Here is a 24,019-nt window from a genome sequence, read left to right as displayed (position 1 = left end):
TGTATACTATCACTTTTTACCAATCAAAAGGCGGTATGATCTGTTGTGGATTTAAAAAAAAAGTAAGGTCAGGGTCCTTCAAAGATGAAGAAGACCCTTAATTCGGGATTTAATGCTCAGCCTTCAACATATAGCAGGTAAAGGCAGCTGTTCTCTCGCATTTCCATGAATCCCTGTGTCTCTGAAATGCCTGCTTTCTCCAGAAGTACCTTCTTCCATGATTCAGGTGGAAGTGCTATCTCTCCGGTGTATGCCTTTGCACCTATCTGTGCATACTGGAGTGGTTTTCCTCCGACAGTTATTCTTTTTGCGACCTCTCTTCTGTAGGTCTGATGCATCATACATGCACTGTGGGCGGCGGATGGCTGGATCGTGTGGTTGTAATGGTCAGTGGCTTCGATGTGTACAGGATTGAAATTGCCTATTCTCTTTATGTATTCCCTGATAGCCTTGGAAAAGGGGCATATATTGGTAACGAAGCCGCATTTGCTGATCTGCTCTATACTCTCAAAGGATGAGAATACGGATTCACCGCTAACGACAGCACTTGCGAAGTCATCCCATGTCTCATATTCCTCCTCGGGGACTGATTTTGCAAGGGACTGTGCCTGTCCTACCATGTAATTGGTGAAACTTTCTACTCCCTGTTTATCTGAAATATCCTCAAAGAAGAGATATACAGAAACATCAACAAAAGGATTTGATTCAATATTCTCGGCCATATTATCACAATCACTCGATTATTTCTTCGCCTGCACTTTTACCTTTGACTATCAGAGCAAAGACACATGATGCACTGCGGAGTATACTTTTGATGTGGCGCTCGTCCACGTTTATCCTTGCCAGGTTCTCAGGCACCATCTTTACGTCTCCTGTCATTCCCTTGTTTGCAAGCTGGAGACATTCAAGAGCCTGTTTTGCAACGGTGATATTGTTAGCTGCAACTTCCCTGAACTTCTGGTGTGTAATGCAATAGTTTGAAACAGCAGAATCCCTGATGCGGTTATTGTAACTGTCAGCAACGTCAGTATCAGAATCCGGGATCGGGCCGATTCTGGATATGTATCTTCTCATGGTCGGTGCCATGGGACATGTCTTGAGAGCATAGACATATCCGATCACATCCCCGTCCTTGTCTATGATCGCAAGGTCGGTCAGTACGTTTACCTCGCCTTCCACTGTCAGAGAGGTCCTGCCCTCTTTCATTGCCACGTTAAAGGCGGGCCAGCCGACATAAGCTTCCTTTCCCATCCTTTCCGCATAGCTTTCACCCACACGGAGCCAGTATTCTACAACACCCTCCGTTCCTGCTTTGCTGACCATATCGTCAACAAGTGAATATATCGCGATGTCCATCATTGTTATGGGTCTCCTTTATTCATCTCGCACCTTAGCGCCTTAAATACTTTATTTATATATTAATTGTACTGATAGTTTTTATTCTTTACCATTGAATTTAACTGTTAATATTAAAATAAGATTATTTTTTAGACCACTGCAATTCCGGATTCCCGGGATAGAGCTCTGATGTGGTCATATTATCTTCCATTATAAGGCTGTCAGCTTCCTCGATGGATCCTACATCCATCTCAAAAGTGTCCTCCCCTGCAACATTGTATCTCAGAACAAGCTGGCCGTTATGCAGTTGCAACAAGCGCACATAATCATCTTCATATGTATCGATCCCGGTTTCATAAGCGCGCTGGCTCCTTGCGGTCCATCTGCATATCTCAGTGAGCTGACTTTGATTATTGTCAGGAATAACTTCATCTTCGATCGCAGGGTCCTTTTCGGTACGGATATCGTATGCAAGCTCTTGCTGTATATCTTCAAGACTATATTTCCGGGTCTTTGCACCAGAATATCCTGAAGCACCTGATTCAGATTCGGATCCGTCGTCAAGCTTTGCCAGGGAATGCAACATCTCCACAAATGAGGATCCTTCCGTATTGTTACGGGATTTTTTCTTCTCCAGATGTTGTATCCATTTATTCTTCATATCGCATCAACTGCTGATTATATTTACTCACTTATTCAGGCCAGGAGCTTTTGTATTGAAGCACGCAGCCCTTGGGTGGATGAAGGTTCCAGAAGCAGGAACATGTCCCCGTATATTGTGTTGAGTCCTGTTCCGTCTCCTGCATTGTGTACCATGAACATTGTTTCGATGGTCAGTATTCCAGTCGGTTTCACTCCCATACGTGAGAATGCGTTTTCAAATATCTCCTGTGCCGGTCCGATAGTAATTACCGGCGGGTCCTGATATATTCCAAGGTCAAGGAAAGAAGAAAGAGCACTAAAGTAAGAGCCGGTGAAAACATTGCCGAGTTCGCAAAGTGCGGATTCGTTCATTGAAGGGTCACCTGTAATCTCATTACTGTCAAGCATCAGATCGCTCAGGAGGACCGAGTTAGCGAATTCAAATAAGAGCACAGCCGCACCTTTGAGCTTGCCTCCCGTATTAACCATCACCCCTGTCATTGTAATTGTATCGGGGATCGAGGCTGCAATACTCTGCAGACTGAACATTCTGGCATCCGATAGATTCAGCCTGACAGGTCTTCCAACCAGTTTAGAGAGTGCTGTGGTAGCATTTCCCATACCGGTGCTTCCGATCTCCTTCAGGGCATCTATCTCCAGGCTATCAAGTTCTTGCATTTTCTGACCTTTTTCTTTCATTGGATAACGTTTTTTAAGTATCCTCTGTTTCTTCCATGTAGAATTTCTCTCCTACAAAGAAGCGGATGTATTCTTCTTTCCCTCCCTTTACAATGCGTATCCGGTTCTTTACCAGCTCGGCAAGATTGAGGAAGAGTCCTTCAAACCTCGAGACCGTTTTTTCTTCATGGGCTGTTTTATTGATCAGCCCGATAAGTATCAGTTCACTGGAATTGAATTTTTCAACCATACCGGACATGAAATCATAGGTTTTTGTCTCACCTTCGCTTAGAATAAGCTGGGTAACAGGTTCAAAAACAACAGCACAGTCCTTTGGTAGTCTGGCGGTCAGGTCGAAGAACTTGTCAAGCTCCTTAACAGGCAGCTTAATTATGCCGTTCTCTTCACTGACAGTCGTTGCAGTGGTAGATATCTCGATAAACTTCATGGCACCGATATCGATGAGATCGCCAAGCTTCTCCTTGTAGAGCGCGGTGCGTGGCTGGGTGGATACAAGAACCGTGTTCACCATCTCTCCATAGAACCTGAGGCAAATTTCAATAACCGCATCCTCATATCTTGCCTGGGGTGTGTATTCCAGAAGTGTTGAGCGCTTGAATATACTGGCTGTATGTTCAAGTTCAGGAAGAGTTCCGATATCATTGTTCAGTGGACACTGGACTATCTCGTAATTATAGGTATCACAGTTGGTGTTGCTGTCACAGTCCATACAGGATGTCATTCCTTTTTCAACAACACAATCGTAAATGGAACAGCTCTCCTCTCCCTCCTTGTTTTTCGGGATACATCCATGACATCTTTCCCCTGTATATTCTTCACATATCGAACAGTTCTTTCCGCATGCGGATTTTAATATCTGACCTTTCTGGAAGACCATGCCTTCTAGCAGGAAATCTCCAAGTTTTTCACGGGGAATCGTCCTGAATGCATTGAACATCATAAAACCGGCGGCAGCAAAGATACTTGTATAGACAGCACCCCAGAATCCAAGGAATATCAGTATCGTTTCTGTGACCAGAGGGTCGGAGTTGCTTACAGCGACCGATGAGAAGATTGATGTGGTGATAAGGAATACGGCAGTAAGTGCCAGGAGCAGCCAGGCTATAGATCCCTTCTGGGTCTCGAGATGCACCCTCACCCAGAAATATATGGCTGCCATTCCGGTTGCCAGTGAAACCGAAATGAAGAGTATGTATATGTAGATCAGTGTAGTGTCCGAAGTTAACATCTTGCTGCCACCTTAGTTTTTATATTCTTCTCTTATTAAGTAATATATATCTATGTTAATATATTTTTTCACCTTTCAGTGCACTTTTCACCGTAAGTTTACCGTTTTCAGTGTCGAGTACGATCGTACGACCATAGTTTGCACCGGTATCCTCGGCGATAATAGGTATCCTCAGTTTTCTCAGGACTTCCTTTGTCGCGACCACGTTGCGCTCTCCTATATTCAGCTGTGCGTTCGAATTAAAGGAAAACATCCTTGCACCGCCTGCGATCTTGGCTTTGATCGCACTCTTGCTGGCACCTTCTGCCAGCATGCAATCAAGCAGATGGGGTATTCCCGTGTCTGCAAACTTGGCTGCATTGTCCTTTGACCTTGCATTCTCTACGCTGGGAAGCATTATGTGCACCATTCCGCCGACACAGCTTCTCTTGTCATACAAGGCTATGCCTACACACGAACCCAATCCAAGGGTTGTGATCTTTGCGGGTTTTTTTGCTACTGCGCTGTCTGCCATCCCAACTATTATCATATTATTCAGGTACGCATTGTGTCTATTCTGTTAAGGATCGTCTTCATGGAGCCGGAGTCCATCAGCATGTACATGTCACCGCTCAGACTCTGGTACTGGTCCTCTGACTGGATTTCGAAAAGTGTAGTAAGCCCCATGACATGCTCGATTTTCCCGTTGAAGTGCTGACTGCATTTTTTCAGCAGATCATCCGGGCTTCCCTCAGATATTATCGGGATCGAAGGTATTACCGAAAGATCAAGGAACTTGGATAATGCATTATAATATGAACCTGCAAGGATATTTGCCACTTCCACCACCACTGACCTTCGCATATAACCATCGTCCTCGTGTTCGTTTTGCTCAAGCAACATCTCTGACAGTGAATCGGAATGTTTCTGGTTAAGCATGAGAAGGAAACCACCGTTCAGGTCTCCCACCACCTTAACTATAGCTCCGATCCGGTTGTATTCGTGTTCTGTGGAGATATCGTTCAGGCCGAGTAAGGTAAACGCCGATCCACTGACACTGACTGATTTTCCTACAAGCTGGGAAAGGGCTGTGGTAGCATTTCCCATTCCTATATTGCCTACTTCGTTCAGTGCATCATAATAGAATTTGTCAAGTACAATGTTCATTTTTTATCTCCTCTCAAACCATCTCGGAAATCCTGTTCAGTATTTTGTCCATTGATTCGGGATCGAACAATGTGAGCAGTATGCCTTCCATCCTGTGACCTTCCAGTGTGAAGAAAGTATCAAAAAGAAGAGTGCTTTCCACATTCCTGCTCATCTCGATAAGTATGTGGTCCATGATGGCTCCGAGCATATCAAAGGTCTGCATGGGTGGTGAAATCCTAAGTTCAAGTCCCAGGAATTCGGAAAGGGAACTGACATAAGATCCTGCAAGTATATGTCCCACTTCTTCGATCATTGACTGATTCAGTTCATTGAAGATGTCTACCTCTTCTTCTCCGCTGATAGTGGCACAAATTGCTTCTGCGGTTTCCTTTGACAGCAACATCATGATGTAGCCGTTAATGTCCCCGTCAACATGCATTATCACTCCTGAGACAACAGTATCGGCACCTCCTGCGATCTCAGGTACCTTCTCTATGCGCTCGATCTTAAGTTCAGGGACCTCGATCTTGATCTGCTTACCGATCATTTTAGAAAGTGAGGTTACTGCATTTCCAACGCCAATATTGACGATTTCCCTTAATGCACTGGCTTCCAGTTCATTCAGCTCTTCTATCCTCATTTAATCCCTCTATTATATTGATTGTTTTTCAGCTACAGGAGCTCTTATTGAAGCTTATTTGGCGTATATTCTCTCCTTTGCATTATAGGACCTGAAAAGGTCTTTAGATGGTCCCAGGAGTGTTTCCGTTTTTCCCATTACAAAGAACCCATCCTTATTGAGGCCTTCATAGAATTTCATATAGAGCTTTTCCTGTAGTTCTTTTTCAAAATATATCGTGACATTTCTGCAGAAAATGATATCAAAACCACCCATCTTGGGACCCGATATCATATCATGTGGTTTGAAGCGGGTCATCTTTTTGAGCTCGTCCTTGATATGGTACTGATTTCCTTCTTTTACGAAGTATCTCTGCATAAAATCAGGTCTGACGTCCTTCATCTCTACTTCGCTGTATATGCCGTTTCGTGCATGCTGTAGACTTGCCTTGTCAATATCGGTTCCGGTTATGCTGATATTATATCTGCCTATCCTGTTTCCAAGGATGTGGTGGAACAGCATTGCAATGGAATATGCCTCCACACCTATGGAACAGCCGGCACTCCATATTTTTATGGACTTGTTCATACCGATACCCTTCGACTTGATCACGGCAGGAAGTACCTCTTTTTCTATAATATCATAAACCTCGGAATTCCTGAAGAAATTCGTGACATTGACCGTGAGGGTTTCCAGAAGAATATCCTGCTCGTTCTGGTCCTGCTTGAGGACCTGGATATACTCTCCGAAATTTTCAGAGCCGGTGGCTCTTAGTCTGACATCGATCCTTCTCCTGAAATGGGAGTCCTTGTAGTATTCACAGTTGAATCCAAGTCTGGTCTTTATTATATTCTTGAGTGATGCAAAATCTGCATCCTCTTTAGATTTTTTGTTTGCTGCAGCTTTTAGCATCATTCAAACCTCCGGGAATTCTATATTCACCCTGTCACCGTCTTTGAGAGGTGTGGTAAAGCGTGCCTGATGATTGTTAACAAACAGACGTATGCTCTTTCCGACAAGCTCTTCACGTCTGATATCTATAAATTCGAAAAGATCAGAAAGTATGGGTTCCTTCTCGGATCCGTCTTCCAGGACGATGTTATCCCTATCGTTGACCCTGTACGAGGGAAGTACCCTCTTTCCATTGGCTTTAATGGCTCCTTCAGTCCCTTCGAAGGTAACTTTCTCACTGTTCAGTATGACACTGATATTCTTTCCTGCCTTTGGAATGTCAATGAGGTCAGCATATGTCCAGTGTATGTCCTTTTTGCTGACATGCAGAACATCTCCGTCTTTGATGACAGTATCATCGAAATACTTCGGGACAACAGCTTCCCCGTTAAGTTCCACGGTATATTCCGCCCTGTCAAGGACTTTACTTCTCCTGTTAAGTGTGATCTGAAGCTTCTCTTCCGGATCACTGTCAGCCATGGTGTGCAGTACTTCTTTTACAGTTGCAGGTGCGATGATAAGCTCGGCCCTGTCAGGTATCTCTGTATCGGGTTCTACTCGCTCACCATTTACACGAAGAAGAGGCGTTTGCTTTTCCTTCCTGCCATTGATCGTGACATCAACTTTCATTGTTATTCCCTGTCTGGCTGCCAGATCACGTACTGTTATGCTGGCATCCTTCCCGTCAACAGGAGGATTGAATTCAATACGCGAACCACTGCTGATAGGATCTCCGAGACTTGCTTTATTACCATCAAGCCTGATACTTGCATGCTGTCCTGTCTCTCCTTCTATGGTCACGAATTCTGAATTGACCTTCAATGTAAGAGCCATGCCGGGACGTGGATACATTCTTTTGATACGGGTGGCAACGAGTGCATCCATAACCGTAAGACCATTGAGGTCCATCAGGTGGACATTCGTACCGTTCACTGAAGCTTCGATAAAATCAATTCCGTCGTTGTGTATGGATGTAAGGGCTATTCCCAGAGGAGTGATCATATCAGCACCAGTTACTTTGCCTGTCCTGTCTTCCAGATCTTCTATCATTTCCGGAAGTCTTGAACCAATTCGCTGCACAGGTATGCCCAGATGTTCAGCGAGTTTTTCTTTGAGCGTAGCTGTCTGTGACCCTCCGCCAACAAGTACAACCGCCCTTGGGGGGTTTCCATTGATGGAAATTATCTCTTCGGCGATATGGCCGGCAAGCCTGTCAACCTCATCTTCAATAACAGAAATGATCTCAGAGGTCTGTATTTCGGTTCCCACACCGAAAATGTCCTTTATTTCCACCTTATCTTCATCTACCAGTTGTTGCTTGATCTCCTCACCCTTCTTAAAATCAAGCAGATAATGCTCACAAATAAAATCAGTGATCTCGTCCCCGGCTTCAGGGACCATGCCATAGCCCACGACAGTTCCTTCACTGGTGACTGCAATATCCGATGTACCCGCACCGATATCCACCAGCGCAAGATTGAGTTTGCGTGTGTCCCTGGGGATTGCGATATTCAGTGCGGCTATGGGTTCCAGTGTGACACTCTCCGCTTCAAGGCCGCATCTGTCAAGCACTGCGAACATACTGTTCACAACGGTTTCAGGCAGGAATGTTGCAAGCAGCTCAACCGATATGGAACTCCCGGTATGTCCTTCAAGGCTTGATATCTTCTGTCCCTCAAGTTCATAACCCACAACAGAATAGCCCACACAGTTGAACCTTTCATCACAATCGATCTCACTGCCTGCCCTTGCAACCGCTTCAAATTCAAGCTCGGAGATCTCCTTTTTGCTGATCTCTCCATAGGGCAGGTCAATGGACAGTTTCACCTTGGACGTTTTCAGAGCTCTTCCTGCAACTGCCACAGAGGCTCTGGTAAGTTCATGACCGATGGTCTCTTCAAGTTCTTTCTTTACCTTCTGTACAACCTCTGCGACCCTGTCAACATCATGGATCTGTCCGTCATGCATACTGCGCTGATTATGCTCGAGTATGCATGCGGCTTTTATTTCCAGAGGCTCTTCTCCTTCTACAATGAGCCCCACAACGGTCCTGGTTCCGATATCCAGGGCAAAGTGGGTGGTACTCACTCATATCATCCCATCATCTTCTTCATCACTGCTGCCATGATCACATCACTGGCCTCAGGTTCGAAAAGCATATTGAATTCGTTTCTGGAATTGGTAGAGGGAATGAAGCATTCTCCTTTGACAACTATGAAATCGTCAGCAAGTTCTCCTATTTCTTTTTGTATGAACTCTGAAACTCCTTCCATGTTCACTTCCATGGTCGGATCACCCACTTTCAGGTTGAGTCCGAGGAATTCGTTGACCACACGCATATAGGAACTACAGAGGCGCACTCCCATTTCTCTCAGCTTGCGCATCTGCATCTCTTCTATTTTGTTGGTAGTGCCGATCGGTTTTTTCATTAACAGGTCGGAAAATGAAAGCGCGGAGAATTTAGGGAGCAATATAAGTGTACCTCCGGTCACATCACCGGATAGCTGGAGGTGAATTCCTACTACTGTTTTTTGTTTTCCTTCGGATGCCTTGGAAATAATATCTTCCAGTGAGAGCATTTCCACGCTGGGTATATCGATCTTAACCTCTCTGTTCACCATCTTGGAAAGAGAAGTTGCCAGATGCCCCATCCCGATATTTCCTGCTTCCTGGAATGCTCCTTTTGCCATTTCGTCCATTTCAGCCATTTTTTACCCTCATTATAGTTATATCAAAGTTGCAATATCAAGGATCAGTGCAACACTTCCATCTCCCAGGATGGTTGCCCCTGCAAATCCTTTTGTGTTTTTCAAAAGCTTGTTGTCAAGTGTTTTGATAATTACTTCCTGCTGTCCGAGAAGCTGGTCAACTACAAATCCGATGTTTTGACCCATTCTCTCAACGACAACAACAATAAGATTCTCCTTCTCTTCTGTCTCATAAGGGGAATCAAGAACATCATGGAGTCTTAAAAGGGGAAGAACTTCCCCGCGCAGCATAATAACCTCTTTTCCTTCTATGGTTTTGATTTCACTTGCTTTGATACCCACATCCCTGACCACATTGGCCAGCGGGATTGCATAGGTCTCTTTTGCAACCTTGACCATGAGGGACTGGATAATAGCCACGGTGAGCGGAAGCTGCAGTTTTATGGAACTTCCCTGCCCCTGTACGGAGCTGACCTTCACACTTCCTCCAAGTGCTTCTATCTTGGTCTTGACAGCATCCATCCCGACTCCTCTTCCAGAGACATCAGTGATCACCTTTGCACCGCTGAATCCGGGATAGAATATCAGGTTAAGTGCCTCTGTGTCCGAGAGCTTGTCAACCTCCTCGCGGCTCAGTATGCCTTTCTTAACAGCGACGTCCCTGAGGTGTTCCGGGTCCATACCCTTGCCGTCATCCTCGACTTCAATGAGGACGCTGTTACGCTGCCTTGATGCGGAAAGACCGACAAATCCTGCTTCGGGTTTCCCTGCTTTTGTACGTTCTTCTGCAGGTTCTATGCCATGGTCCACTGCATTTCTAAGAAGGTGGACCAGCGGATCGCCAATCTCATCGAGTACCGTTCTGTCAAGTTCGATTTCTTTACCTTCGATAACAAGGTTGATCTGTTTACCTTCTGATTTTGCAAGGTCCCTGACCATCCTCGGGAACCTGCTGAATATCTGGTCGATGGGTACCATCCTGGATTCCATGACCTCTGTCTGGATCTCGTTTGTAAGCCGGTCAAGATTGGCCAGCGATTCATCCAGGTGTTTTGCATTAAGGTCGGATGCAAGCTGGTTGAGCCTGATCTTGTTTATGATAAGCTCACCCACCAAGTTCATCAGGTTGTCCAGGCGTTCGATGTTCACCCTGACACTCTGTATGCTCTTTACAGTATCCGGCCTCTTGACAGCAGAAGTACTCTCTCCGGCTGAACTGCTTGCCTTTTTCTCTTCGGAACTTTCCTCTTTTTCTCCGCTGTCACAGATATACAGGGGTGTGATCTCAATATCCTTTACTTCAGAGATTTTTCCGATGGCTTCTTCAATGGTCTCATCGCTTTCTTTTGTTGAATAGATGATTGTGAAATCCCTGTCAAACTTTTCATCTTCCAGGTCTGTTTCAGAGGGAATGCATTTGATGATCTGTCCCAGCTTTGAGATATTTATGAGGACCAGTGTTGATCTTGCGGATTTCAATACACAGGACTCGTCGAGGACTACCTTCAGCGAAGATATATTGTAACCATCCTCCTTTGCACTTTCAATAGATTCCTTTTCCTCATTCGAAAGATCGATCTCAGGCAGAACCATTTCCTCATCTGATGAATCAGGTTCTATCTGGCTGGCTGCAAGGTCTTCTGCAGCATCTGTTATGCTCTCTGCAGCGCAGATCGTACCGTCCATGGCCTGCGCAAGTGTGGCCTGAAGGTGGGATATGTTTACCTCTTCATCGCTGTCCACATTATCTACAAGGGCTTCAAGGGTGTCGAGACATTCAAACAGGATATCGATGAGTGAATCGTTGACAGCGACCTGGCATTTACGGATCATGTCCATGAGGTTCTCCATCTCATGGGTCAGCTCGGCAATTGTTCCAAAGCCCATGGTAGCCGACATACCCTTGAGAGTATGTGCCGAACGGAACATTGTATTGATGAATTCCATCTCCTTTGGGTTTTGTTCAAGCCCCAGAAGAGATTCATTTAACTGCTGCAGATGTTCTTCGGACTCAGCTTTAAAGATATCTTTGTATTCTGACATGTCCATGTCAAATCACGCCCTTATCAATTCGATCACTGTTTCAAAATCTAACATTTCCAATCACCCGATTATTTAAGCATCATTACGATCTCATCCGATATTTTCTCAAGAGCCACAACACTATCCGAGAGACCACGCTGAACAGCAACTTTTGGCATTCCGTAAACCACGCAGGATTTTTCATCCTCAGTGATCACTTTTCCTCCGGTCTTCTTTATCTCTTCCGCACCATCTGCTCCGTCGGCTCCCATTCCTGTAAGTATGACAGACAGTATGTTCTGTCCGTATATCGGCACCAGTGATTTGAAAAGAATATTCGCACAGGGTCTGACCCCTTGCTCACGGGGTTTTTGATTCAGGGAGATTACTTCCCTGTCCCTTCCATTGATATTTTTCCGGACTATCTCCATATGGAAATTGCCGGGTGCCAGGTAAACAACCCCGTTCCTGACTGTTTCTCCGTCCTTTGCTTCACATACCTTGAGTTTTGATTGCGTATCAAGCCTCTGTGCCAGTGAAGCCGTAAATCCGGCTGGCATATGCTGAACTATAACAACAGGTATGTTTAGATTGCCGGGCAGCTTTGGTATGACCTGCTCGAGTGCACGGGGTCCTCCGGTAGAAGAGGCTATGGCGAGTATCTTCTGCCTGGATAAAGGTTTTCTTTTAACGCTTCCCAGGTTGGTCAAAGGCTTTTTCTCCCTTTTTTTGCCAATGTCCTCCCTGGACTTGGTAACCTGCTCTTCCATGAACTCAAGTTTTTTAAGATCCACCTTTGCTGCCATCTTCACTTTCTGGCGGATATTTTTGGCTATGTCTGAGATGTTCAGGCTGATATTCCCGGAAGGTTTCTGGATAAAGTCAACTGCTCCGTATTCAAAAGCACTCAATGTTCTTTCTGCAGACTTTTCATCGACGGCTGTGAGCATCACCACAGGTGTGGGGCATTCACTCATAATATATCCGAGTGCATGCAAACCGTCAAGTTCCGGCATTTCGACGTCAAGGGTAACAACATCAGGTCTGAATCTTTCGACTTTTTGCACAGCATCAAGTCCGTTCCTGGCTGTTGCTATTACTTTTAATTCCTCGTCTTCTGAGAGGATATCCGAGATAACCTTGCGCATCAGTGCCGAGTCATCGACTACAAGAACATTGATAGTCATTTACATTACTTTCCCGATTACTTCAAGCACCTTGGCAGCATCAAACGGTTTAACTATGAAATCCTGAGCTCCGCATTTGAGGGCGTCTGTTACTACAGACTGCTGCCCTATGGATGAGCACATAACTACCTTTGCATCAGGATCCATCTCCATTATCTTCTTGAGTGCATCTATGCCTTCCATATTTGGCATGACTATGTCCATGAAAACGAGTTCGGGTTTTGCTTCCGGATATTTCTGAACAGCATCTAATCCATCAACACATTCTGCTACGACTTCATGGCCGTTTTTTTTCAGGATGTCCTTGATGACCATACGCATAAAAGCGGCATCGTCCACGATCATTACTTTTGACATTTTACTTGTATCTCCCTTGATCTATTTGTGTTCGTAACAAATGCACAATAAGTGATTGTCATGTGGTTTTCTATTCCCACGTAATTATATAGATGATAATATAATATATTAATTTATTGTTTACAGTAATCTGATATAACATACTCCTGGAATGTCTGAAAACCAATGGATAAAATATTCAAGTGAATCTCTTTTGTCTGTGCAAGCAATGTTTATGCTAATCTACACAGTATGGATTATTGAATCTGTTATATTAATAATTAATTAATATTTATAAAAATAAAAAGTTTCTCATTCAATATATCTGGATAACTTATTCTCATGTCTCCTGTCTCTTTTATATGACAAAGAGAAGGATTAACAGCACACAGAATCTGACAAGAATGCTAAGACTTGTGGAGAATGCAACTATGCGCAGCCCTATACGTGGCCCGAAAATTGAGATATAACGTGGTAGCAGGCTTCTGAAACTGAACAGGGGTAGCATGAACATACTCCCGAGCATGAGAACTATCATTGCCTGATGGTAGGAAATGCTGTTGCTACTGATCATGGGTCCAAGCAAAGAGATTCCCAGTATAGGGCTTGCCACATAGCTTGTGAGGGGAACTATGCTTTCTGCGGGAACTCCGAAAACCTCGGCGACAGGTAGTACACTGAAAGCTTCAAATGCACCAATATCCCTCAGGTAGAATACAAGTGTTGTCATTCCAAGATATATCACCACGATCTTGATGAAGAGTTTCCGGTTACGCTCCAGGGATCCCTTTACCGCTTCTTTTAAAGTTATTTTTTTCTCGGTTATCTCTTCCTCGAAGATGCAGTGATTCTTTGTCAGGAAGAGTCTACTGAGAATTACAACGGTACTTATCTTTACGATGGCGGTGATGATAAAGACCATTACATAGAATCCGCCCACGACTGCACCCAGTGCCGGGAGTACAATGGGTATCTGGTAGGTGATTATCCCCCTGATGTATGCAGGTGTGCTGTTGAGCAGTGCACAGATCATGGTCTCCCTCTCATTGATACATTTCCCGTCCCTGAAATTTACCACCATGCTATTAGCTGCGACAGTGGATCCCATGGCCACGATGAATGCGGATGCACATGTATCCGGCAGGTTCGTATATTTGAAGAGTGGACTTGCAAAGCGGGAAAGTTTCTGCATAAGCCCCAGCTCGATCAGGATCCCGGTACCGAATAACCCGACAAATATCATTATGAGTACGGGAATTGCAAAGTCAAGTACATCGATCAGGATCGAGAACATAGCTTATCTTTACAGGTCAGCACCTAAATTAAGCTTATCTTCAGAAATCGATAACACTCATTGATTCTCTGAGCATGGTTCTCAACACGAAATCATCCTCTGTACCAATTGATTACGATATTAATTATAAGCAAAAACTTATATCCGGGTAATCTATTGATAGATTGTGATCACAATGAAAAAGGACCTGATGGAAATTCTTGCATGCCCCATCTGTAAAGGTGATCTTGTTCTGAACGTTGAGAAGGAAGACGAAAATGAGGTCATTTCCGGAACCCTTTACTGTTCCGTTTGTAATGAATACTATCCTATAGAGGAAGGCATACCCAATATGCTCCCGCCTGACCTCAGGGAATGAAAAAGCGAGGACATCTAATTGCAACAGGTACACATCAACAGACTTGGAGTAAACTCCATAGAGTTCGATACCGATACTGTTGAAATACCCCTGTCTCCCGGTGAGGAGCGCAGTTTTGAGATCGTAATGATAAATTACGGTGCTCCAACACACGTCAATCTGGCTGTCAGCGATTCACTGTTTGAGAATATCACCATTCTTGAAGACAATCCTTATGTCAGGCATGAAGAATACATCCCTCTCATTGCCAGGATATCATATGACGGGAGAATCTATACGCAGGGCCAGGTATTTGTTACAGTGGGATACGGTTCTAAGAAAGAAAGCTTTAATCTGAACATAGGGAGTCCGGGTCCTGATGAAAGCAATTTCTCAGTGGATGTGGACGAATCACTGTCCAGTCCTAAAAAAAGCTCTTCTCCGGTAGTTTCCCGTAAACGTGAATGGGGCACACACCTGCCAAAGATATCCCTGCAGATGCTGGAATCAACAGTTAAGCTGGCATCTTCCAGGTCTCTTTACCTTATGGCTGCATTACTGATAGTCATATCTGCAACAATGCTTGCACTGACGTTTACTTCCATTGACCTTGAACCGCTCTTTGGTTTTTATCAGGCGGTCTTTTATTCAATACTCTTAACTTCTTTCATGGCTTTTCTATTAATCAAATTACCAATATTTAAGTAAAAACTCAAGGTAGAGGCATCATATGAAATATATTATAGTAACAGGCGGAGTAATGAGCGGGCTGGGTAAGGGAATAACCACCGCTTCAATCGGTCGGAATCTAAAGAACAAGGGCTATAAGGTAACAGCCATCAAAATAGATCCTTACATTAATATTGATGCAGGCACCATGAGTCCTTTCCAGCACGGAGAGGTCTTCGTTCTGAAGGACGGAGGGGAGGTCGATCTTGACCTTGGGAATTACGAACGTTTTCTGGACACCGAACTTACAAGGGACCACAATCTCACAACCGGAAAGGTCTATGAGTCAGTCATAGCAAAAGAGCGTAGGGGAGAGTACCTGGGTAAGACGGTCCAGATCATTCCTCATATCACAAATGAGATCAAGGAACGTATCAGAAGGGTAGCTGCCAAGAGTGGTGCCGATATCTGTCTTATTGAGGTCGGAGGTACGGTTGGTGACATCGAAAGTATGCCTTTCCTGGAAGCTGTCAGGCAGATGCACAGGGAGGACCCAAAGGGTGATATTGCCTTTGTTCATGTAACACTCGTACCTCTCGATCCACAGGGGGACCAGAAGACAAAGCCGACACAACACTCGGTAAAGGAGCTCAGGGAACTTGGTCTGACTCCAAATGTGATTGTCACAAGGTGCAAGGAGCCTCTGCTTGAGAGCACGAGTTCCAAAATTGCCCTTTTCTGTGACGTTCCCGAGGAAGCTGTGATCAGTGCCCATGATGCCGCTGACATCTATGAAGTTCCTCTCATGATGGAAAAGGAGGGTCTTACCAGCTACCTGATGAAACTGATGGATCTCAGCTCCGACACCATAGATCACTCATGGTCTGAAATGGTGGACAGGATGAATAAACTCAAGGACACTGTAAATGTCGGAATTGTGGGCAAGTATACCCATCTTGAGGATTCCTATCTGAGTATCAGTGCATCCATCAAACATGCATGCATTGAGTGTGGAGTGAATTTCTGTACTAGCTGGATAGATTCCGAGTCCTTTGAGGAAGATCCGTCTCTGGTGAAAGAGCTCTCGAAATATGATGGTATCCTCGTTCCCGGAGGTTTTGGTGAGAGGGGAATAGAAGGAAAGATCATGGCGATCAGGTATGCACGTGAGAACGACATCCCCTATCTCGGACTCTGTCTGGGAATGCAGCTCTCGGTTATCGAGTTTGCACGAAATGTAGTAGGCCTGCAGAACGCCAACAGTACGGAATTCGACGAGAACACTCCATATCCTGTAATTGATCTTCTTCCCGAGCAGGAAAATGTGGTGGATATGGGTGCGACCATGCGTCTCGGAGACTACGAAGCAAGCTTAAAAGCCGGCTCACTCGCCGAGACAATATACGGATCATCCATTATTGTAGAGCGCCACAGGCACAGGTATGAGGTGAATCCGAATTACGTTGACAGGATAGAAGCTAAGGGCATGATATTTTCCGGAAAGAACCGCAACAGGATGGAGATCGCAGAGATCCCCGATAAAAAATTCTTCTTCGGGTCCCAATTCCATCCGGAATTCAAATCAAGGCCCGGACGCCCTTCACCACCGTTCAAAGCTTTCATACAGTCTATGCTTGACTGAAAAATAAAGTTAATAATTCTATGTTCTAAAGGGACATATGTCCCTCTAACTCATTTTAAGCGGTTCCACTTTCATATATTCTCTGAGAACCGTTGTTGCATAGCTTCCTTTGGGAAGTGTAAAATCCAGGGTTGCCTTGCTTTTTCCGGGATTGAGTTCATCCTCAGCAACCTGGAAAGAAGGTTCGCAATGGAGAAGTATCTCCCTGCGAAGTCCCTTTGAAGCCATGTCCGGCATATCTGCTACCTTGAAATCATTTACTGACAGGCCGGTTTCGGAAAAGATATTACTTTCAATTATTCCAGGCTCATCGGAAGCCATTTCGGTATCGTAGCCGATCAGGGGAGCAGTAACAAAAGCCCTTTTCCTTCGGATAAGATTATTCATCCCGTCAACATTTTCCCCTGTTACCTGCTGTGTTCTTGTGACATCCGGCAGACCTTCTTTATTCTTGAAACAGACAATGTCTCCAGGTACTGCTTCATTCAACGGAAGTCCTTTCTCTATACGGCGACAGACTATCCTGTTGAAAACGTATGACTGGTACGCATGTACGAAAAGTCTGCTGATATTTCTGGAAAGCACCCCAAAGCAACCTCTGTAATCTCCCGGATTTTCAACCAGATAATGCATCATCGCTCTTTCATATCTCAGGCGCAGGGGATAGAGTTTGAGTCCTTCAACAAAGTCCCTGTCCTCCCAGACCATATCGCGTACCTCTCTTACTTCATCGGGCTCATCAGGGAATGACTTTGCTATATATGTGAGCGCTGCCTTCTCAAAATCTCCCCTGAGAATGTGCTCGCCTACAAGGTGAGTCACAGGTCTGATGGCGCCAAAACGCTGTATCCCGAAGAAGTTCGGAACTCCTCCATAGGATTTTATCTCTTCACCTATTGTCGTAAGATGTGAGTTAAGCTCTTCCGGCTTTTGATCGATATCCCTGATCGTGATCACAAACTCATTTCCGTAAAGGTCACCGAGTTCAACGGACCTGTCGGACCTTCCGATCACGTTTATTTCCACATCTTTCATGTGGAAGTTTTCCATCTCTTTTTCGCCAATATCGTAGATACTGATCTTCTGGGTGGTCCTTGCTCTTTTGTCCTTGGTTCCGGCAAAGCTGATGCGTTTCTGACTGATGCCCAGCTTACGTGACATATCCCTGACAAGATGATGCATGTCCCAGTTGCTTTTGCTAAGTTCGATTACGAGATGCTTGCCGGAATCTCCTTCATCACGGTTGCTTATTTCCTTTACTACAAAATCGTCAACTTCCTGCCGGAGCCGGCCACCAAGGCCTTCTACAGATGTGCAGTACAGGTCAATGCCTGTCTGCTTTTCCACTGGGGGTATATCCATTTTATAATTCCTCGTCCTGGGGTGCGATATCAATTACTGTTACCTGGCTTGTGTTCAGGAAGGTCCATCCGCCCTCTACAGGTGCGGTACCTCCCGGAAGTCCTCCTATATATACACTGGAGGTTGGGTCCATCATGAGCCAGTAACCGTACTCATCGCTTGTATAATATACGGGTAGAGGTCCGTAATAATTCTGTATGGATCCTATGACATTCTCTATATTGCTTTCATCTCCGGCATACACTGCAGCAAATGCATGGGTGTCAGTCATATATATCCTGGCTGTTCCTCCGATCGATTCTACAAGTGACGCCAGCAGGATAGCATAGTCATCACAGTCACCGGCACCCACCTGCAGCGTGTCACGTGGCTCTGACCAGAGATCACGTCCCCTGGGATCACTTATATACTGGATATTATCCCTTGTATCATCGAAGAGGGAACATAACTGGTAGATATTATACTGGCCGGGATATTTCTTTGCTGATACGGCAGCCATTTTTCTGACTTCAATGTCATAGGGAGTTATCTTTTCGTTAACCAGCTCAAAAGTACTCACAGGGTTGTACACATAAGGGCTTTCCTCCATTACCGGCTGTGGCTCGACATCTACTGTGAACTCATCAAAGTACTGCCTCTGGTAGTCATACCACTTACCGGAAGATGTCCTGACCATCATGGATATCCCTGCTTCAAGTGTTATCTCATCGGTATTTTCCGGAATATTGAAGGATATATGTCCGATCACCTTCTCTTCACCCGGCAGTATTGTGATGCTGGTGTCCTGTCCGTGCCACTCACCATTGTTTTTCTGCAGGAGTCCAAACTCGTAGATAAAGACGGTATTGTCTCCCTGATTCTTTACGTAAATGCTGGTCACACCTTCGGTACCTTCGTAGAAACCCACATAGTAATAATAACTGCTCGATACTTCAAAACCCGGTGCCAGAACATCACTTGAAGATGGTTTGTTCTCAAGTGTATAGGGTGCCTGCTCGGGGGTAACTGGAATCGTAAGCCTTGCAGGGTCCGGCTCATATGGTGTTTCTGACTCCATCAATGTCGCTGATGAAGATGACATGAGTTCCTTTACACCCTGTATTGGTTCAGAAATACATCCTGCTGCCAGGAGTGAAACTATTATTAAAATAAAGGTCAGGGGAAGGATGTACTGTCTTTGCAGGTTTTTCATATTTTTCCCTGATATGTTTTATTAATTTTTTTAGCTTATGGTCAAAGGAGTTTAAGGTCACCGGTTATCCTGTCGAGTTCCTCTTCTTTTGCAGGCCCTATGCCAAGTACGGTTACAGTACCCGGCTTGATCTCCGTAAGCCCTGCATCCTGAATGAGTGCTGTGGCTATGTTATGTTTTCTTGCTATTTCTTTCAGCTCGAACAGTCCCCGTGTATCCGCCACTCGCAGAACAACCTTTTTCTGGCCTCCTTCCTTCCATTTCTCGAGGGTTGTCCTGTCGGCCCACTCTGAGGCAGAAACTGCAGCATGGGCAACCTGAACGGCAAGCTTGCCTTTTGATAATTTCAGGTCGTCCCTGACTATTATACATTGTTTGTATTCACTCATGGCTATATCATCGTTCTACAGCTATTTTAGATTTTACACTCAGAGCCGTTTGAGCACAGCATCAATGATATTTTCCGTGACATCAATGTTCCAGGCACTATAAATTCCAGCTCCGGATGGCGTTGCATTGATCTCCAGTATTTTTGGGCCATCCGGTCCTTCGATGATATCAACACCTGCAAAAAGAGTACCTGCAACCCTGGCGGCTTCAATACAGATATTCTCCTGTTCACTATCAAGCGTGCATCTTTCGGGATTCCCTCCCTGGCTGAGATTGTTCAGCCATGAACCCGGTGCAGCCTTGCGGTATATGGAGCCGGTAACTTCATCATCCACCACAAATGCCCTTATATCCCGGCCGGAGTTCTCAATGAATTCCTGTATGAATACTATTCCCTTCTCCCGAAGCATTGAGTCAAGCAGCCCAAAGATATCTTTTCCTCCGCTGCTTCCGTCAGGTCTGATAATCTCTCCATCCTTTATTCTGGAAATTCCGATTCCCTTGAATCCAAATACGGGCTTTAGTACAACATCCCTGAAACCTTCGAGAATATCCATAGCACTTTCAATGTCCTGTACCATCCTGGTTTCAGGAACCGGAATGCCTGCCCCTGAGAACAGGTATGAGCAATGATATTTATTTGCCGCATTCTGGATCGCAGACGGTGGATTAACAACAAGCACTCCTTCTGCCTCAAGTTGCCTGAGAAGATCAAAACGAAAAGTAACCGCATCATTTTTTCCTGAGCCCATATCTCGGACTATCAGTGCATCAAGTTCTCCCAGCCCAATCTCATCCACTGAGTATGCGCGCCCGCTTCCGATGCTGGCCTTTGCTTTTCTCAGATCGATCGTCCGGGCTTTGATACCCTTCTTCTTCGAGTTTTTGACAAATGCTTTTGCAGTCCAGTCTTCAGGGTCTGTTACGGCGATCCCAAGTTCTGTCATTTTTCTTATCCTTCAGTAATATCAGTATCAGGACTTAATGTGTAAAGAGATATTTTATCCCTTCCTTTTTCGGCTATGACACAAGCCGGGATATCGAGAACATTGTTTACAGAGTCAATTATTACTCCATCCGCAGTGGCAACTACTGAATCATTGGCTGCTTTTTTCAGCTCATGGTCCACTGTCCTTGATGTGCATACAGTTCCGGGTATTGAGGCTTCATTGAAGCTCTGCCTGATAAAGCCGGCGAGTTTTCCACTCATACTCATCTGAAGATCCAGGAGTAAAATCACGGAATGCAAATTAGCTGCCATGAGTACAGAGTTCATCAGCTCCACGGCCCTGCAGGTCGTCCTGTCATTGACATGGTTGTTGAACACTCCCCTGTTGTCTCTGATGAAACCATCATCGCCTGTCCACATCTCCTCGCCTTTCAGATAACTTTCCAGGGTGATCAGCACGTTGTATCCATCAATGAGGAGATGTCGGCCTTCGGTATCAGTACAGTTAACCCTTTTTCTCCGGCGGCCTGAGGCGACAGACGGTGCAAGCACATTTCTTGACAGTATGAAACGCTGTTTATCTTTCAACCTGTAATGATCACCTACAAATCTTACAGCGCTGCTGCCGGGATATCCTCTTTCGAGCAGATACCGGATATCCTTTGCAGCTTCTATTAATATACTGTTCCACTCATTGGTCTCTTTATTCACACAGATATCCAGCCTTTTATGGGACTAGTTTGAAAGTATACCTTTCAAGATTGAAATATGTAATTTTTGATCTTTTTAATACGATAGTTAGTATAATATTTATATGCTTTAATTATATATGTTACATTCCAAGGGAATACCGGACCATTGCTTAAAGGACAGGATGGTCCTGCTGAATGAGTGATCACGGAATGGATGATGAAAAAAAGGGCAAAGTCCTCATTGTAGATGACGAGGAAGTTAATGTTAAACTGCTTGAAGCCTATCTGATGAACGATTATGAGATAGTCACCGCCTATGGTGGGGTGGAAGCTCTTGAAAAGGTTGAAGAGCATAATCCCGACATAATACTTCTTGATATAATGATGCCTGATATTACAGGCTACAAAGTATGTGAAACACTCAAGGGTTCGGAAGATACCAAATTCATACCTATTGTCATGGTAACGGCACTCTCGGGCATCGAAGACAGGATAATGGGAATCAAAGCAGGTGCCGATGATTTTCTGACAAAACCCCTTGACAGGATAGAGATCAACACAAGGGGGAGTTCCCTTCTCAGGATCAAAAAATTACACGACGACCTGATAAATCAGCGTGACCAGGCAAAACTTTACCTGGATCTTGCATCGGTTGTACTGGTTGTGCTGGATGAAGTCGGTAATGTCAGGCTCATGAGCAAAAAGGGATATGAACTTCTGGGCTACACAGAAGAAGAGATTACAGGCACCGACTGGTTTGAGAACTATGTCCCGGACACTGCACGTCGGGAGTTCAGGGATATGTTCAACAGCTTCCTGTCGGGTGGAACTGATCTGGATGCTTATTTTGAGAGCCCCGTGTTGACCCGAAGCGGTGAGGAGAGAATAATAGGCTGGAACAATTTTGTTCCTATGATCAATAATGATCATGTGGGTGGCTTACTGATGTCCGGTACGGATATCACTGAAAGAAAAGAGGCCGAAGAGAAGATAAAACGTGCAAACGAGTATCTTGATAATCTTCTGAAGGCCTCTCCGATCGCGATGCTTTCCCTTGACAGCAAGGGAAATATCCTGACGGTCAATAATAACGCAACAGAACTTCTTGATATGGAAATCAATGACCTGCTAGGCAGGCCTCTGAGCTCTCTTATCGCCGGAGAAAGTTCCATTGAATTTAAGGACATGAAGGACAGAGAAATTGTTTTTGTCAAAGGCAACGGAGACCAGGTTCCCATGAACGTATCAACGTCCGTGATAGCAGGCAATGAAAACGACAAAAATCTCATTCTCACTTTGCAGGACAGGTCCGAGCTACGCGGACTTTTCATCACACCTCTGACAGAAGATGTTCATGAGCAGGCGGAAGAAGACGAATCAGAACTTGAAGCCGGTTTTATCTATCTCGCGGACTGTGTGGACTCCGGGGATGCCTATTCTTTCTTTTCCCATCTGGTCAAACAGGGAAAACCTGGCCTGTGTATAACAAGGAACAACCCGGAAAATATACGTGTCAGATACGGTCTTCCAAAAACTCCTTTCGTATGGCTCAGTAAGAACAGAAGTCAGGACCAGCAGACCATAGATCCGGCAGAGCTCTTCAGGATACACCCTACAATATCTGATTTTGTTGACAAGGTGGATGACGGGATCATACTTATGGATGGTCTGGAATACCTTCTGCTTGATAATGATTTTATTTCTGTTGTCAAACTGATGGAACAGACCAATGATACTATAATGGCATCAGGTTCAAGGTTTATACTGGTGATCGATCCCGATACTCTTGAGAAAAAAGAATTCCATATGCTTAAAAGATGGATGAAGACATTGAACAAAAGCGATTGAACCGGCGCAACCCGGACAATACCTTTAATTAAAAAACAGGATATAGTATTCATATACAGGCAGGGAATAATGAGATTTGTAGACACAATACCCGGTTTGAACGAGGTTTTCGATACTGATATTCCCAGGAGCAGTGTAGTTCTTGTGACCGGAGCCGCAGGTACTTTAAAATCCGGTTTCAGCTTTCAGCTGATGTCCAACTATCTGGATGAGGCAGATGAGTATGGTCTGTATATCACTCTTGAGCAGAGCAAAGAGAATCATCTCAAGAATATGGAAAGTATGGGTATACATGTCTCCGGCAGGGTGCATATTTCCGATTTCAGTGATTACAGAATAACATATGGCGACTTCCCGGATGATCTGTTGAAACTGCTTGAGCAGAATATACTGGATTTCAAGGAGAAGACCGGTGGTAAATGTACCTGTATCGTTATCGATTCCCTTGGTGCACTGTATTCTCTTATGAACATCGGGGAAAATGAACTGCGCAAGAGAATGTACAGAATGCTGGAGACATTCAGACGTGAGAACCTTACAACTTTCCTGATACTTGAAGAGGAGAAAAGTTCAGGTATCAATGACTCCTCAACCGGTGCCGAAGGTTATCTGGCAGACGGCATTATCGAACTGGGACTGCATTTTAAAGGTAATGTGGCAAACAGGTATATACGCATTAGGAAGATGCGTGCTGCTTCCCATAGTATGGAACCATGGATACTGACAGTATCCGATAACGGCCTGAAGGTTTTCAAAGGGAATTTCTGATCCTTCCAGAATACAGAA

The 24,019-nt window shown here is 44.8% G+C and carries 25 protein-coding genes; 5 read left to right on the top strand and 20 right to left on the bottom strand.

The genetic code is table 11. The features are described from left to right. Positions 1-116 precede the first annotated feature (116 nt). The 15 genes from HWN40_RS09960 to HWN40_RS09890 form a co-directional block, all read right to left on the bottom strand. Entirely contained in the window at positions 117-722 is a 606-nt protein-coding gene (locus tag HWN40_RS09960) for a hypothetical protein (RefSeq protein WP_176965589.1), read from the bottom strand. Between the two features lie 10 nt (positions 723-732). Further along, entirely contained in the window at positions 733-1,359 is a 627-nt protein-coding gene (locus tag HWN40_RS09955; RefSeq protein WP_176965588.1) for a hypothetical protein, read from the bottom strand. A 121-nt stretch (positions 1,360-1,480) separates the two neighbouring features. Continuing rightward, on the bottom strand, positions 1,481-1,999 hold the full coding sequence (locus HWN40_RS09950; protein WP_176965587.1) for a hypothetical protein: 519 nt from the start codon (positions 1,997-1,999) through the stop codon (positions 1,481-1,483). Between the two features lie 35 nt (positions 2,000-2,034). Next, complete coding sequence (locus tag HWN40_RS09945; protein ID WP_176965586.1) at positions 2,035-2,658, bottom strand: chemotaxis protein CheC; 624 nt, start codon at positions 2,656-2,658, stop codon at positions 2,035-2,037. A 34-nt stretch (positions 2,659-2,692) separates the two neighbouring features. Continuing rightward, on the bottom strand, positions 2,693-3,907 hold the full coding sequence (locus tag HWN40_RS09940) for a DUF3795 domain-containing protein (RefSeq protein ID WP_176965585.1): 1,215 nt from the start codon (positions 3,905-3,907) through the stop codon (positions 2,693-2,695). 55 nt (positions 3,908-3,962) lie between these two features. Continuing rightward, positions 3,963-4,421, bottom strand: a complete 459-nt coding sequence (locus HWN40_RS09935; protein WP_246275896.1) for a chemotaxis protein CheD — start codon at positions 4,419-4,421, stop codon at positions 3,963-3,965. Positions 4,422-4,441: 20 nt separating this feature from the next. Further along, positions 4,442-5,053, bottom strand: a complete 612-nt coding sequence (locus HWN40_RS09930) for a chemotaxis protein CheC (protein WP_176965583.1) — start codon at positions 5,051-5,053, stop codon at positions 4,442-4,444. Between the two features lie 13 nt (positions 5,054-5,066). Beyond that, entirely contained in the window at positions 5,067-5,675 is a 609-nt protein-coding gene (locus tag HWN40_RS09925) for a chemotaxis protein CheC (RefSeq protein WP_176965582.1), read from the bottom strand. 54 nt (positions 5,676-5,729) lie between these two features. Then, complete coding sequence (locus tag HWN40_RS09920) at positions 5,730-6,569, bottom strand: CheR family methyltransferase (RefSeq protein ID WP_246275895.1); 840 nt, start codon at positions 6,567-6,569, stop codon at positions 5,730-5,732. Then, on the bottom strand, positions 6,570-8,693 hold the full coding sequence (gene pilM, locus HWN40_RS09915; RefSeq protein ID WP_176965581.1) for a pilus assembly protein PilM: 2,124 nt from the start codon (positions 8,691-8,693) through the stop codon (positions 6,570-6,572). 5 nt (positions 8,694-8,698) lie between these two features. Then, positions 8,699-9,313 (bottom strand): chemotaxis protein CheC, encoded by a 615-nt coding sequence (locus HWN40_RS09910; protein ID WP_176965580.1) that lies wholly within the window; start codon positions 9,311-9,313, stop codon positions 8,699-8,701. Positions 9,314-9,331: 18 nt separating this feature from the next. Next, entirely contained in the window at positions 9,332-11,362 is a 2,031-nt protein-coding gene (locus HWN40_RS09905) for a chemotaxis protein CheA (protein WP_176965579.1), read from the bottom strand. 62 nt (positions 11,363-11,424) lie between these two features. Beyond that, entirely contained in the window at positions 11,425-12,522 is a 1,098-nt protein-coding gene (locus HWN40_RS09900) for a protein-glutamate methylesterase/protein-glutamine glutaminase (RefSeq protein WP_176965578.1), read from the bottom strand. Continuing rightward, positions 12,523-12,879: a response regulator gene (locus HWN40_RS09895; protein ID WP_176965577.1), complete on the bottom strand. Its 357-nt coding sequence runs from the start codon at positions 12,877-12,879 to the stop codon at positions 12,523-12,525. A gap of 337 nt (positions 12,880-13,216) precedes the next feature. After that, positions 13,217-14,152 (bottom strand): nucleoside recognition domain-containing protein, encoded by a 936-nt coding sequence (locus HWN40_RS09890; protein ID WP_176965576.1) that lies wholly within the window; start codon positions 14,150-14,152, stop codon positions 13,217-13,219. Positions 14,153-14,327: 175 nt separating this feature from the next. On the opposite strand from HWN40_RS09890, the gene HWN40_RS09885 reads away from it, so the two are divergent. From HWN40_RS09885 to pyrG, 3 genes are read left to right on the top strand one after another with little or no spacing between them, the layout of a single operon-like run. Beyond that, positions 14,328-14,510 carry a methytransferase partner Trm112 gene (locus HWN40_RS09885; RefSeq protein WP_176966375.1) on the top strand — a complete coding sequence of 61 codons (183 nt, stop codon included), beginning with the start codon at positions 14,328-14,330 and terminating at the stop codon, positions 14,508-14,510. Between the two features lie 18 nt (positions 14,511-14,528). Continuing rightward, positions 14,529-15,197: a DUF7524 family protein gene (locus HWN40_RS09880; RefSeq protein ID WP_176965575.1), complete on the top strand. Its 669-nt coding sequence runs from the start codon at positions 14,529-14,531 to the stop codon at positions 15,195-15,197. Between the two features lie 22 nt (positions 15,198-15,219). After that, positions 15,220-16,800 (top strand): glutamine hydrolyzing CTP synthase, encoded by a 1,581-nt coding sequence (gene pyrG, locus HWN40_RS09875; protein WP_176965574.1) that lies wholly within the window; start codon positions 15,220-15,222, stop codon positions 16,798-16,800. A gap of 45 nt (positions 16,801-16,845) precedes the next feature. On the opposite strand, the gene truD is transcribed toward pyrG, so the two are convergent. Genes truD through HWN40_RS09850 form a run of 5 tightly spaced genes read right to left on the bottom strand, consistent with a single transcriptional unit; the run spans position 16,846 to position 21,404 of the window. Further along, a complete protein-coding gene (truD, locus tag HWN40_RS09870; protein WP_176965573.1) occupies positions 16,846-18,162 on the bottom strand; it encodes a tRNA pseudouridine(13) synthase TruD in 1,317 nt (438 codons plus the stop codon). 1 nt (position 18,163) lies between these two features. Further along, positions 18,164-19,354 (bottom strand): transglutaminase domain-containing protein, encoded by a 1,191-nt coding sequence (locus tag HWN40_RS09865; protein WP_176965572.1) that lies wholly within the window; start codon positions 19,352-19,354, stop codon positions 18,164-18,166. Positions 19,355-19,395: 41 nt separating this feature from the next. Next, positions 19,396-19,743: a peptidyl-tRNA hydrolase Pth2 gene (gene pth2, locus HWN40_RS09860; RefSeq protein WP_176965571.1), complete on the bottom strand. Its 348-nt coding sequence runs from the start codon at positions 19,741-19,743 to the stop codon at positions 19,396-19,398. A gap of 39 nt (positions 19,744-19,782) precedes the next feature. Then, complete coding sequence (gene mptN / locus HWN40_RS09855; RefSeq protein ID WP_176965570.1) at positions 19,783-20,691, bottom strand: tetrahydromethanopterin:alpha-L-glutamate ligase; 909 nt, start codon at positions 20,689-20,691, stop codon at positions 19,783-19,785. A 5-nt stretch (positions 20,692-20,696) separates the two neighbouring features. Further along, on the bottom strand, positions 20,697-21,404 hold the full coding sequence (locus HWN40_RS09850) for a DUF434 domain-containing protein (protein WP_246275894.1): 708 nt from the start codon (positions 21,402-21,404) through the stop codon (positions 20,697-20,699). A 176-nt stretch (positions 21,405-21,580) separates the two neighbouring features. Here HWN40_RS09850 and HWN40_RS09845 point away from each other — a divergent pair, with 176 nt between their 5' ends. Both HWN40_RS09845 and HWN40_RS09840 read left to right on the top strand, forming a co-directional pair. After that, the gene (locus HWN40_RS09845; protein ID WP_176965569.1) at positions 21,581-23,233 is read left to right on the top strand and encodes a DUF835 domain-containing protein; all 1,653 of its coding nucleotides are present in this window, start codon (positions 21,581-21,583) and stop codon (positions 23,231-23,233) included. Positions 23,234-23,302: 69 nt separating this feature from the next. Then, positions 23,303-24,001 carry an RAD55 family ATPase gene (locus tag HWN40_RS09840; protein ID WP_176965568.1) on the top strand — a complete coding sequence of 233 codons (699 nt, stop codon included), beginning with the start codon at positions 23,303-23,305 and terminating at the stop codon, positions 23,999-24,001. The last annotated feature ends 18 nt before the right edge of the window (positions 24,002-24,019 follow it).

The sequence above is a fragment of the Methanolobus zinderi genome, assembly GCF_013388255.1.
GTDB lineage: Archaea > Halobacteriota > Methanosarcinia > Methanosarcinales > Methanosarcinaceae > Methanolobus > Methanolobus zinderi.
This window is presented reverse-complemented; position numbering and strand designations above follow the sequence as displayed.